The 12,940-nt window shown below is 47.4% G+C and carries 10 protein-coding genes; 6 read left to right on the top strand and 4 right to left on the bottom strand.

Going from position 1 to position 12,940, the window contains the following annotated elements:
- Positions 1-14 precede the first annotated feature (14 nt).
- The 5 genes from purT to gyrA all read left to right on the top strand — a co-directional run bounded on the left by purT (position 15) and on the right by gyrA (position 9,153).
- Entirely contained in the window at positions 15-1,196 is a 1,182-nt protein-coding gene (purT, locus tag AB4Z29_RS08845) for a formate-dependent phosphoribosylglycinamide formyltransferase (protein ID WP_441942687.1), read from the top strand.
- A 171-nt stretch (positions 1,197-1,367) separates the two neighbouring features.
- Positions 1,368-3,485 (top strand): methyl-accepting chemotaxis protein, encoded by a 2,118-nt coding sequence (locus AB4Z29_RS08840; protein ID WP_441942686.1) that lies wholly within the window; start codon positions 1,368-1,370, stop codon positions 3,483-3,485.
- Positions 3,486-3,585: 100 nt separating this feature from the next.
- Entirely contained in the window at positions 3,586-3,861 is a 276-nt protein-coding gene (locus tag AB4Z29_RS08835) for a YqkE family protein (protein ID WP_441942685.1), read from the top strand.
- Between the two features lie 846 nt (positions 3,862-4,707).
- On the top strand, positions 4,708-6,678 hold the full coding sequence (gene parE / locus AB4Z29_RS08830; RefSeq protein WP_441942684.1) for a DNA topoisomerase IV subunit B: 1,971 nt from the start codon (positions 4,708-4,710) through the stop codon (positions 6,676-6,678).
- Positions 6,679-6,690: 12 nt separating this feature from the next.
- Positions 6,691-9,153 carry a DNA gyrase subunit A gene (gene gyrA / locus AB4Z29_RS08825; protein WP_441942683.1) on the top strand — a complete coding sequence of 821 codons (2,463 nt, stop codon included), beginning with the start codon at positions 6,691-6,693 and terminating at the stop codon, positions 9,151-9,153.
- Here the strand turns inward: gyrA and AB4Z29_RS08820 are convergent.
- Positions 9,134-9,301, bottom strand: a complete 168-nt coding sequence (locus tag AB4Z29_RS08820) for a hypothetical protein (RefSeq protein WP_179089723.1) — start codon at positions 9,299-9,301, stop codon at positions 9,134-9,136. The genes gyrA and AB4Z29_RS08820 overlap by 20 nt on opposite strands.
- Positions 9,302-9,505: 204 nt before the next feature.
- Here AB4Z29_RS08820 and AB4Z29_RS08815 point away from each other — a divergent pair, with 204 nt between their 5' ends.
- Positions 9,506-9,910: a MarR family winged helix-turn-helix transcriptional regulator gene (locus AB4Z29_RS08815; RefSeq protein ID WP_441942682.1), complete on the top strand. Its 405-nt coding sequence runs from the start codon at positions 9,506-9,508 to the stop codon at positions 9,908-9,910.
- A 21-nt stretch (positions 9,911-9,931) separates the two neighbouring features.
- On the opposite strand, the gene AB4Z29_RS08810 is transcribed toward AB4Z29_RS08815, so the two are convergent.
- The 3 genes from AB4Z29_RS08810 to AB4Z29_RS08800 are packed head-to-tail and all read right to left on the bottom strand — an operon-like array spanning position 9,932 to position 12,788.
- Positions 9,932-11,191, bottom strand: coding sequence for a CapA family protein (locus AB4Z29_RS08810; protein WP_441942681.1), 1,260 nt, complete (start codon positions 11,189-11,191; stop codon positions 9,932-9,934).
- 17 nt (positions 11,192-11,208) lie between these two features.
- Positions 11,209-11,922 (bottom strand): RluA family pseudouridine synthase, encoded by a 714-nt coding sequence (locus AB4Z29_RS08805; RefSeq protein ID WP_441942680.1) that lies wholly within the window; start codon positions 11,920-11,922, stop codon positions 11,209-11,211.
- Positions 11,922-12,788 carry a class I SAM-dependent methyltransferase gene (locus AB4Z29_RS08800; RefSeq protein ID WP_183561002.1) on the bottom strand — a complete coding sequence of 289 codons (867 nt, stop codon included), beginning with the start codon at positions 12,786-12,788 and terminating at the stop codon, positions 11,922-11,924. Before AB4Z29_RS08800 ends, AB4Z29_RS08805 begins: the two co-directional genes overlap by 1 nt.
- Positions 12,789-12,940 lie beyond the last annotated feature (152 nt).

The following is a 12,940-nucleotide window of genomic DNA, read 5'->3' as shown; positions in this document are numbered from 1 at the left end:
GGTTCTTTTTCTTTATGTATGGATCACCGTTAACTTCAAATGCACGTAAAATGCTGCTGCTAGGCTCAGGAGAGCTCGGCAAAGAAGTCGTGTTGGAGGCTCAGCGTCTTGGCATTGAGACGATTGCAGTGGATCGCTATGAGCATGCGCCGGCCATGCAGGTCGCACATCGCAGCTACACGACTGATATGCTGAACGGGACAGAGCTTCGCCGAATCATAGAGAAGGAAAAGCCGGATTACATCGTACCTGAAATTGAAGCCATCGCAACCGAAACGCTTCTAGAGCTTGAGAAAGAAGGTCACCGCGTAATTCCAACGGCTCGTGCCGCATGGCTTACGATGGACCGGGAAGGCATCCGGCGCCTGGCTGCAGAAACTTTGGAATTACCGACAGCACCTTACCGTTTTGCTGATTCGTTAGATGAGCTGCGTGAATCTGCTGCCGTGCTCGGATTTCCTTGTGTCATTAAGCCAATCATGAGCTCATCAGGCAAAGGCCAGAGCGTATGCCGCTCCGAAGCCGAGCTTGAAGCTTGCTGGAGCTACGCGATGGAAGGCGGGCGCGCCAAAAAGCAGCGCATTATCGTAGAAGGTTTTGTGACCTTTGAATCCGAAATCACTCTGCTCACTGTTCGCTCCGTTTCGGGGACGAGCTATTGCCCCCCAATTGGGCATGTGCAGAAGGACGGCGATTATATTGAGTCCTGGCAGCCGCATGATATGACGGCAGCGCAGATCGAGCAGGCGGAATCGATCGCGCTTCGGATAACGGATGAGCTCGGGGGATACGGGATTTATGGCGTGGAGCTGTTTATTACGAAAGACGGCGTTCTATTCAGCGAAGTTTCGCCGCGCCCGCATGATACGGGTATGGTGACCATGGCTACGCAGGATTTATCGGAGTTTGCTTTGCATGTGAGGGCAATCCTCGGCTTTCCGATTCCTTCCATTCGTTTGTTGACGCCTGGCGCTTCGCATACGCTCAAAGCAGACAGAGAAGCTGGCGAGTTCCGTATAGGCGGCATTGAAGAGGCGTTATCAATACCTAATACCCAAGTGCGCGTATTCGGTAAACCGGAGACGAAGCCAGGAAGACGCATGGCAGTAGCGCTTAGCACAGCCTCAAACGTTGAACAGGCGCGAGATTGGGCTCGAACAGCAGCCGAAGCTCTATTTATTGAGTATGGCAATTAGATGAATATAACATGAATTCTAAGACCGATTTCCGGAGACAACCTCTTTGGAATCGGTCTTTTTTCATTTTTGGACTTATATGTCACAATACCTAACATCAAGGTAAAAAGTTTCGCGCTCCCTACCGATATAGGTTGTAGATTAGAGAAAATACATAAGGTAGGGGATTCTATGTTTATTCGATTGTTGCGACCGTTTGCTGCGGTCATGTCCAGGCTCCGTTATGGTCAAAAGTTTGCTTTTATCAGTTTTTTAATGGTTATACCAATTGGGATGCTGCTTTATGTATGGATGTCGGAGCAGCAGCAGGAGCTCTCTTTTATCGAGAATGAAAGGGCGGGAGCATCGGAGATTAATGAAATTATGCCATTCATGCTGTTGATGCAGCAGCATCGCGGTTTAGCTAACGGGTTCTTAAGCGGGAATACGGAATCCAAAGCGGAGCTGGTCAAAAAAGAGCAGGAAATCAACCGTTTTATTGCTGAAATGAATAAAACGCTCCAATATGAGACATTCCCTGAATCTTCTGGTCAGTGGCAAGCCATTGCAGGGGAGTGGAGCCAGCTTGAAGGGTCCTTTAGTCAAATGAAAGCAAAAGAAAGCTTTGCGGCACATTCTGCGTTAATTGCAAAGATGAAATCGCTCATCGTTAGCTTCTCGGACGAGTCAGGGCTTTCGCTGGACACGGCTATGGATTCCTTTTATTTGATGACAATGCTCGTGCAGCAGCTCCCGATATTAATGGAAAACACGGCTGTCATCAGAGGGCAAGGCAATGGTGTTCTCGTATCGAAATCCTTAACCGAGGATGCCCATATTAATATTCTACTTGAAATGGCCAAAATGGAAGCTGCCTTTACAGATTTGAACAAAGCGATAGGCATTGTTGAGACCTGGAATAAGGGATTTCATACAGATCTGCTGAAACATGGCGAACGATCCATTGAAGCAACCGACCGGTTCCAATCGCGGGTGAGATCTGATATTTTAGATGCTCCACAATTAAAAGCGAAGAGCGACGAATTTTTTGCAGAAGGAACGGCCACGATCGCGGTGCTGTCTGAGCTGTTCGCAAGCGTCAATAGTGATCTTAATCGTGTTCTTCAGAGTAGAAGCGAGGATTTATCCCACAGTAGAAATCTCATTCTTATCGTTACGATGCTTATTATCCTGTTGGTCGCTTTGTTCTATGTTGGTTTTTACCGTAATGTGATGGCAACGGTTAACGCGCTTAAAACCCGGGTAGAGCAAATGGCTAAAGGAGATTTGTCGCATAAGCTCCAGCTCGATACGAGGGATGAGCTGCAGCACGTAGCTCTTGCCTTCAACGAGATGTTAGGCGCTTTAAATGTTCTGATGCGGCGAAATCAACTTGTTTCGGACAACGCTGCATCATCGTCAACTCAATTAAATGTCATATCGCTTGAATCAACTACAGCGATGAAGTTTATTGCTGACGCCATTCAAAATGTCTCAAATGCAGCGGAGATGCAGAGCCTTTCAACGAGCGAAACTGCATCTGCAATGCATGAAATGGCAATCGGCATTACTCGAATCGCCGAAGCGTCTTCCGATGCAGCAGAGTCGGCTATTCATGCTGCCGAGCATGTTAAGCTGGGAAATCAATTATTAGAAGAAACGGCTCGGCAGATGAGCAATATTAAGAGCTCACAGGTTGAATCTGCACAGGTCGTCGCGAGGCTGGACGGACACTCCGTACAAATGGAACAAATAATAGGGGTCATCATGACCATTGCTAGGCAAACGCAGCTCCTTGCTTTGAACGCCAATATAGAGGCTGCAAGAGCTGGAGAGCATGGGCGCGGTTTCAGCGTCGTAGCCTCGGAGGTAGGCAAGCTGGCAGAGCAAACTGCGCTGTCTGTGAAATCAATTGAGGAGCTGTTGTCTGCTGTTCGAACCCAAGTTGACGAGACGGTAGCAGCAATGAATGAGATGCGGCTAGAGACAGATACAGGCTTGCAGTCGATTGGAAATACACAAACGACGATGAGCAGAATCTTATCAGACATCAGAAAGATGAGTGAACAGGTACAAGAGGTTTCCGCTGCGTCAGAGCAAATATCAGCAGGTATGGAGGAGGTTACGGCAACCATTGGAGAAGTAGCGGGCGTATCGCGCAAAACCTCTTCAGAGGCGGTAACGATGGCCGCTGCTGCCGAGCAGCAGCTAGCTTCGATGGAAGAAATCCAAACGTCATCGGAATCGCTTAGAAAGCTTTCGCAGCAGCTTCAAGATGATATGAGCCAGTTCGTGCTTGCAAGAGAGTGAGAAGCAAGTTATTATAATTATCGATCATTTGATTTATTGGCACGCTTGATTTAAAGCGCTGAAGCGTTGCCTGAACGACTAAAGGCAGGTGTTATCGTAAATGGGGAAAAAACAGAAAAAAATGGCTTCTTCACCTCCAAGACAGGCATCAAAGCCGGAGTCTGACAGCGGATTGACCTTAAAAGACTTGTTAAGCAGCGATGTGCTAAGCAAGCTGAAATTGCAGGCTGACGAGATGAAGCAGGCGGATGCTGACAAGAAAGAAGAACTGCGCAAGCAGGAGGAAGACAAGAAAAGAGCAGAGCAGAAGCGGTTGGAAAATGACTTTTCTTATCTGCTCGACAATAGCGATCCAAATTGGTCTAAGCATAAATAACGCGCAAAAGCACCTCAGGGTGCTTTTTTGTTTGAAATAAAGCTTGCCATCCGAATTCGTTCTGTTCGTTTAACGGACAGAGGGTTATGAATGACTATGAGTTGGTTATTTATTGGAGAGAGAGCAATAGAGGCATATGCTATTTCTGTTTGCTTTCGAACTCTAGACAAGGCTTGCCGGATGATCGGTATACGACTATGCTTGGCAATTGATTTGTCTTGAAGCCGAATGCTTTGCAGCCCTTCGACGCTCCAGGATCCCAAGTGATAAAATAATATTTGCATTTCATACAATCAATTCGTTCAATCGCATTCATCATTTAACCTCTGCGTATGTTATGAATTTACATCATAATCGTAACCCATATTACGGGGGTTGGCCAGTGTTGTCAATCAATCGGATTAGAAAAGAGGATGTTTCCATGCGAAGTATTTTCGTTTCTGCATCAATTTTTGGCTTTCATACATAAATCCCATTAATCTGCAAAACATGCTAACATCATCTTTATAAACAAGTGGAGCAAAGGTGTTTGCAGGATTGTGGAACATAAGACAAATATATGGTATCGTTTTATTTTTGCTGGTGAAAATCCACACAGGAATGCGGCTTCTAAAAGAACCTTGCTGGAAAATGCTGTTCAGCAAGCATAATGTGTTATCCTTATAGGTATTGCAGTGAAGGATTCATCGTGCTTCATACAATCTCTTATTGGGCTTATCCCTTGCTGTGCTTACATTGTTGGGACTGCGCAGTTGTTTCTCGACTTGGATGTCTTTACGAAACAGGACAGTTTGCATTAAAATAGCTTGAAGATACGGAAACGTGATTACAGATTGGGGGACGCTCATGTCAGAGCAAACAGATCTCTTTGCAAATACAGCGGCCGCAGACCGAAATTATGAGGCCGATGATATACAGGTGCTTGAAGGGTTGACTGCAGTAAGGAAAAGACCGGGCATGTACATAGGCAGTACAAGCAGCTCAGGCTTGCATCATCTGGTATGGGAAATTGTCGATAATGCGGTCGATGAGCATTTGGCCAAGTTTTGTTCGGCTATAGAAGTGACTTTGCATAAGAATGGTGCGGTTACCGTTCACGATAACGGTCGAGGCATACCAACCGGCATGCACAAAACCGGTATCCCTACACCACAAGTCGTATTTACCATTCTGCACGCAGGCGGAAAGTTTGGAGGCGGCGGATATAAAAAGTCCGGCGGCCTGCATGGCGTTGGCGCTTCAGTTACGAACGCGCTCTCCGAATGGCTGGAGGTCGATATTTTCCGCGATGGGAAGATTCACCGCCAGCGCTTTGAATATTGGGTGGATGAGTCAGGCAGGGAACATGTCGGCGAACCGGTTCGCGGACTTGAAATTATCGGAACGACAAACCGGACAGGCACGAAGGTTACATTCAAACCGGACGCCCGGGTGTTTCAGAACGGCACAAACCTCAGCTACGACACACTTGCGGAGCGTCTGCAGGAAATCGCGTTTCTTAACTCGGGACTTAAGGTGTCGATTAAGGATGACCGCAGCGGCAAGCAGGATGTGTTCCATTATGAAGGCGGTGCACGCCAATTCGTACAATTTCTAAACGAAGAAAAGACGGTCCTTCACGATGTCATCCATTTTGCAAGCGAGCGTGATGAAATTGAGGTAGAGGTTGCCCTTCAATACAACGATGGCTACACCGAGACGATTGCGTCCTTCGTCAACTCGATTCCGACACGCGGCGGCGGAACACATGAAACCGGTTTTAAAACCGCATATACCCGTGTCATGAACGACTATGCCCGCAAAGCAGCCATGCTCAAGGATAAAGACAAAAATCTTGAGGGCAATGATCTGCGTGAAGGCATGATGGTTGTCATTAACATTAAGATGTCTGAGGTTGAATTCGTTGGACAAACCAAGGATCAGCTCGGCAGTTCATCAGCACGCAGCGCGGTTGACGCGATCGTATCGGAGAAGATGCAGGTTTTTCTCGAAGAGAATCCGCAAATCGCACAGATGCTCCTTAAGAAATCGCTTCAAGCGTCGAAAGCACGCGAGGCTGCCCGCAAGGCGCGCGAGGAAATCCGCAGCGGCAAGAAGCGGAGTGAAAGCTCGAATCTCAATGGCAAGCTCACGCCTGCCCAGTCCAAAGATTATACGCGTACTGAGCTGTTTATCGTGGAAGGTGATTCTGCGGGCGGTTCGGCTAAGCAGGGCAGGGATTCCAAATATCAAGCACTTCTGCCGCTTAAAGGCAAGCCGATGAACCCGGAAAAAGCGAAGCTTATCGATATATTGAAAAACGATGAGTATAAAGCGATTATTTCGGCAATCGGCGCTGGTGTCGGGTCTGAATTTGTCGCGGAAGAATGCAACTATAATAAAATCATTATCATGACGGATGCGGATACGGACGGCGCTCATATTCAAGTTCTGCTTCTTACTTTTTTCTATCGGTATATGAAGCCGCTGATTGATCTGGGCCGCGTCTATATCGCACAGCCGCCGTTATATAAGATTACACGTAAATCAGGGAAGCTCGAGACGATTCGATACGCGTGGACGGATGAGCAGCTTCAGAATTATTTGAAGGAATACGGCAAAAATTACGAGCTGCAGAGGTACAAGGGACTCGGCGAGATGAATCCCGATCAGCTATGGGAAACGACGATGGATCCGGAGAAACGTACGCTGCTGAAGGTACAGATCGAAGATGCAGCCAAAGCAGAACGCAGAGTTTCGACGCTTATGGGTGACAAGGTTGACCCGCGTAAGCGTTGGATTGTTGAGAACGTCGATTTTATGGAATACGAGGAATAGGGGGAATACTGGATGAGTATGCTGGAACAGTTTTTACCGGCGTTTTTGGAGGAGGTTGTAGGAGACCGCTTCGGACGCTATTCAAAGTATATAATACAGGATCGCGCTATTCCTGATGTTCGAGACGGTCTTAAGCCGGTTCAGCGCCGAATCTTGTATGCGATGTACGATTCTGGCAATACGCCCGACAAGCAGTACCGCAAATCGGCCAAAACCGTAGGTGACGTAATGGGTAACTACCATCCTCACGGTGACTCTTCGATTTATGAAGGAATGGTCAGAATGGCGCAGCCATGGAAGATGGGGCATCCGCTTGTTGACGGCCATGGAAACTGGGGCTCCCAGGATGATGATCCTGCAGCAGCGATGCGGTATACCGAAGCTCGCTTGTCCGCCATCGCGATGGAGCTGCTTCGAGATATCGAGAAAAGAACGGTTCAATTCAAAGATAATTTCGATAATACGACGAAGGAGCCGGTCGTGCTGCCGTCGCGGTACCCCAATCTGCTCGTAAACGGGACCAGCGGCATCTCTGCCGGCTTTGCCACGGAAATCCCGCCTCATAACCTTCGTGAAGTCATCGATGCGTGTATCGCGCTTATGGGCAACCCAGAGCTTCCGCTAGAAGAATTAAAGAAGTATGTCAAAGGGCCGGACTTTCCTACCGGAGGCATCATCATGGGCGAGGAAGGGATACGCGACGCGTATGCGACCGGCAAGGGACGCATCTATATACGCGCAAAAACAGCAATCGAAGATATGCGCGGCGGAAAGCAGCAGCTTGTGATTACTGAAATTCCGTATCAGGTCGTCAAATCACGGCTTGTGACGGCGATGGAGAACATTCGGCTGGAGAAAAAGGTCGAAGGCATTGCCGAGGTTCGCGATGAAAGCGGGCGCAACGGGCTTCGTATTGTCGTAGAGTTTAAGAAGGATGCTGACGCGCAGGGGATACTTGCTTATTTGTTCAAGAAAACGGACCTGCAGGTTGCCTATAGCTTCAACATGGTGGCGATTGTGAACAAGACGCCTATGCAGCTGGGCCTGAAGCAGATTTTGTCAGCGTATATCGAGCATCAGAAGGAAGTCGTAACCTTCCGGACCAAATACGATCTTGAGAAAGCAGAAGACCGCGCTCATGTTGTGGAAGGGTTAGTGAAGGCACTCAATATTTTGGACGAGGTTATCGCTGCGATTAAAGCTTCGAAAAACCGTGCTGACGCGCAGGATAACTTGATCGCCAAATTCGGCTTCACCGCTCGGCAAGCAGACGCCATTCTCACTTTGCAGCTGTATCGCTTGACGAATCTTGAGATTACGACGCTTGAGAAAGAGTTAAAGGAAGCGATGAAGAAGATTGCATACTTGAAATCGATTCTGGCAAGCGACAAGAAGCTGATCGGTGTCATTAGAGACGAATTGCTTGAAATTCAAACGAAATACGGCATTGATCGCCGTTCAGATCTCCGCGGTGAAATCGAGGAGCTGAAGGTGAACCTGGAAGTATTAGTTACGCCGGAAGACGTATTGGTAACCCTGAGCCAGGATGGTTATGTGAAACGGACGAGCATGCTCTCGTTTACGAGATCAGGCGGTGAACTGCAAAATGCCGGCGTTAAGGAAGGCGACATTATAAGAGAACGATTAGCAGTCAATACGATTGATAATCTGTTGTTATTTACGCGCAAGGGACAATATTATTTGCTTCCTGTTCACCAAATACCGGAATTCAAATGGAAAGAAACCGGAACAGCTATCGTTAACGTCGTTCCTATACCGAAGGATGATTCTATCATCAGCGTCATTCCGATCAAGGATATTTTGGCATCGACAGCTTCTCTCGTATTCGTGACGAGGAAAGGGCAAGTTAAGCGTACGGAAATGAAGGAGTATGCTACCACTAGATCGACAGCAGTAGCGGCTTGCAAGGTGTCCGATGGCGATGAGGTTATCCGTGTTGTTCTAAGCGAGGGATCGAAGCAGATCATGCTCGTGACGAAGCAAGGGATGAGCATTCGATTTGCGGAGACTGAGGTTAACCCGATGGGCAGGGTAGCGACAGGCGTCAGAGGCATTCAATTGAAGGATGGAGACGAGCTTATCGCTGCGGAATGGGTAGCTGAGGATGAAGGCGAAGTACTCGTCATAACCGATATTGGGTTCGCTAAACGGACACTGCTGCTGGATTATCCGATACAGGGCAGAGGAGGCAAAGGTGTCCAAACCTTTGAATTCAAAGAAGGTAAGCGAGTACGTCCGAATGGATCTTCGTTAGTTGCAGCCTATTACTGCAAATCCGAGAAGGAAATCGTTGCGATTACTTCTTCAGGCGCTAAGCTTGTGGCTAGCTCCGAAAAAGCGCCAATCGAAGAGCGTAAATCGATTGGCAAGCTGATGTTCCCTGTAGAGAAAACGGATGTCATTGCAAATACGCTTGCACGCTCCGTCCATGATGTTAATCAAAAGGTCGATTAGGCGGGTCAAACCGTTCAATAACCTCTAGTATCGCTTCAAGCATGACCCACAATGGTACCAGCTCATCCGGGCGGTCCAACCATTGTGGGTCTTTTATGATGCCATAATTTTTAATTTTTTGAATAATGACTGCTTTTCTTTCTTCCACGGGCTGCACGCTCCTTGCTTTACAAGCATAAATAGACATAACACTGGGCCTTCGCCACATTGTATGTCTAACGCTGTCAGAATGTTCGATTTTGTATCGATTAATAGCGCAAATTATTAATTGGGTTAATCTTTTATTCGACAATGAAGACTGCTATAATAAATAACAAATAGAAAGAAATTGACAGAGAGCAGGTGTGAGAGTATGGTGTCTGTAGAATTTACTCGATTGTGGACAAAGCTATCACGTGATTGGAAAAACAACTTGGAGCAGTCGCTTGCACCGTTAACGGAAGGCCAGCTTAACGTCCTGGAGTTGCTGCTGCAGCATCAACCGATGAAGCCATCTGATCTATTGCAATATTTGGCAACAACGCCTGCTGCCATTACAACTCTGCTTGACCGAATGGAGCGGAATGAGCTTATTGAACGTTCTCGAGATGATAATGACAGGAGAATCGTGTGGGTGAATGTATCGGAGAAAGGCAAAGCCGAGGCAGACCGCGGTACAACGATTCGGACCGAATTAATCGAGCAATCGCTGGACCGCATTTCTTCTCATAATCAGCAGCTGTTGGTTTATCTGCTCGGTAAGGTTGCTAATTTGTAAAGGCATGCGCTATATTAAAGCTTATTTCATAGAATCAAGCCGATTGCGCAGCATGTTGAAGTTTTTCTGAAGCACCACGTAGTCGGCTTCTGTCAGTAAAGCGTCATTGGACGCTGCAATTGTAGCTTCGACTGGCAGCACGCGGTAACGGAATGAACGATCTGGCTTATAGCGATGAACCCATGTCGGAATAGATTCAATGTCGGTTATATCTACAGTACCATCGGTCATATTTTTACGAACATTTACTTTGAATATAACTCCGTAATCCTTCGAATCACCGCGCTGATTAGAAATAAAATTCCCCATAGAATAAATGATAAGTCCTTTTTTTGCATGTCCGTTCTCATCCATAGTTTCTAATACTTCATATGGCTGTATCACATGCGGATGCGAGCCTGCGATAATATCTGCTCCAGCAGCGATTAGGCTCCGTGCAAGTCGTTTCTGCTCATCATTCGGTGCCGTTTGGTATTCCGTTCCGAAATGGAGAGAGACGGTAATGAAATCTGCGCCTGCTTCACGCAGACGGCTGATATCGGCTTTTATTTTCTCTTCGTTAATAAGTGAAACTAAGTAAGGCTTGCCTTCAGGAATGGGGATGCCGTTCGTTCCATACGTATAGGCAAGCAATCCCATTACGATCCCATTCTTCTCGGATAATATGAAGCGGTCAGCTTCCTCTTGCGAAGATGCCGTTCCCTTGAACGGAAGTTCGAGCGCTTTAAGATTATCAATCGTGCGGAGGATTCCCGTTTCACCCTGATCCAATGAATGGTTGTTCGCATTGGTAATTAAGTTAAAGCCCGCAGCCTTGAGCGCCTCGCCGAGCTCTTTGGGAGCGTTGAACAGCGGATAGCCGGAATAACCAAAATCGGCGCCAGCCATTGGCGTTTCTAAGTTCGCAATGACCCAGTCTCCCTTTTCTAGAATAGGCTTTACTTCAGCAAAAAACGGATTAAAGTTATAACGGTTCGTTTTTTTGTCAAAAGATCCGGGAAGCTGGGGGGTATGCATCATGACGTCGCCAACGGCCATCCATACCGCATCAGCATAAACGGGCTTTGGTTCCTCCGTAGGAGGCGGCGGGGTAGGAGATGGAGTAATCGTTGCCTGTGCCACTTCACTATGCGTTGGCTCTGTGCTAGCAACTGGATTCTGAACACTAGGCGAAGGGACCGAATCCCTAAATGCTGGAAAGAAAAAAATAATGAGTAAACCAATTAAAGATAATAGTAACAGCAGAGCTTGAAACTTTCGGTGCCGTTTGCGGCGCATCATGTATTCGTCCTTCCTTGTTACGCACGGCTTAGCATGCTAGAGGCGGCCTCGAGTTGAGGATTCGTCCACAATGACCAAACATCTGATCCGCTAGGCAATGAGCGAAAGCACATCCATTCCTTAGAGACGGGATGGGGGGCCGAAACAGAGGTTGACCATAAAGCTATTTCATTTATTCCGCCTGTAGGTTTTGCGCCGTATTTGAGATCGCCTACTAGCGGACATCCAATATGGGCTAGCTGTGCGCGAATTTGATGCGGTCTTCCCGTATGCAATTTTACAGCAATAAGTGAATAGCGACCGGAAACGGCCGCCACTTCATAATCGAGTATCGCCTCTTTGGCTTCGATTGTCGGCTTATTGAATACGGTAACCTGATTTTGTTTATTGTCCTTGCGGATATAATTCGTTAACCTTGCTTGCGATTTGCTAGGTGTGCCCTGTACCACGCAGACATACGTTTTACCGAAATCACGGTTGCGAACCGATTCGGATAATCTGGAGGCTGCTTTCGAGGTTTTGGCAAAAAGCATAACACCGCCTACCATTCGGTCAAGCCGGTGTACAAGGCCGAGAAATACATTTCCCGGCTTATTGTAGCGTTCCTTTAAATCTTGCTTCAGCAGCGTCAGCATGTCAGGATCACCTGTGTCATCCTCTTGGGAGAGTATTCCAGGCGGTTTCACGACTGCTAGAATCTGATTATCCTCGAATAGAATGTGAATCGGCATTATTTCGACTCCCAACGACCTAGTATGCCGCAAGGCAAATTCAAGCCGGATTTCGTTATCGGCAAGCCGATTTCCCCGCAGTTGATCTCCCCGCCGTATTTCGCGTTCATCGTCATATGCAATAGGTTATGCAGTACGGAAGGAGATAGCCCTGTGGTGTAGGAGTTAATCAGCAGAAACAATGGATTGTCGGATAGAATAGAAGTACATGATTGAAGAAACGGAAAAAGATTTTCTTCCAACTTCCACGTCTCGCCATTTGGGCCGCGTCCATAGGAAGGCGGGTCCATGATGATTGCATCATATTGCTTGCCTCTGCGCTGTTCACGCTGTACGAATTTGAAAACATCATCTGTGATATAGCGAATCGGCGCGGATTCAAGGCCCGAGAGCTGAGCATTATCCTTCGCCCATTGCACCATGCCCTTTGCGGCATCAACATGACATACTTCGGCGCCGGCGGCAGCTGCTGCAACGGTTGCTCCACCGGAGTAAGCAAACAGGTTCAATACACGGATAGGCCGGCCAGCAGAGCGGATTTTATCCATCATCCAGCTCCAATTGACCGCTTGCTCGGGAAATAGGCCAGTATGTTTGAAATTCGTAGGCTTAATATGGAAATTAAGCTCGCCATACGAAATCGTCCAGCGCTCGGGCAGTGTTTCATTCATGGACCATTGACCACCGCCTGAATTGCTGCGATGATAATGACCATCGGCTTTCTTCCATAGGCCCGTTTCGTTTGTAATTGGCCAAATGATTTGCGGATCGGGCCGGCGCAGCGTATAGTTGCCCCAACGCTCCAGCTTATCCCCGTCACCTGTATCTATAACCTCGTAATCTACCCATTTATCTGCTATGTACATGTTTTTCTTAACCCTTCCTTGACGTCGTTTTTGTTATATAATAAATGTCATCGATAATTATATCGAAGCTGACACAATGAAGCAATGAATCCTAAGCAATTGCAGGCTGGTATTTATTCGAAGCTTCGTTGAAAGGAATCCTTACGAGCATG

Origin of the sequence: Paenibacillus sp. 2TAB23, assembly GCF_052115165.1 — a bacterium.
In the GTDB taxonomy this organism is placed as follows: domain Bacteria; phylum Bacillota; class Bacilli; order Paenibacillales; family Paenibacillaceae; genus Pristimantibacillus.
The sequence above is the reverse complement of the archived record's forward strand: the minus strand, read 5'-3'. Positions and strand labels throughout refer to the sequence as shown.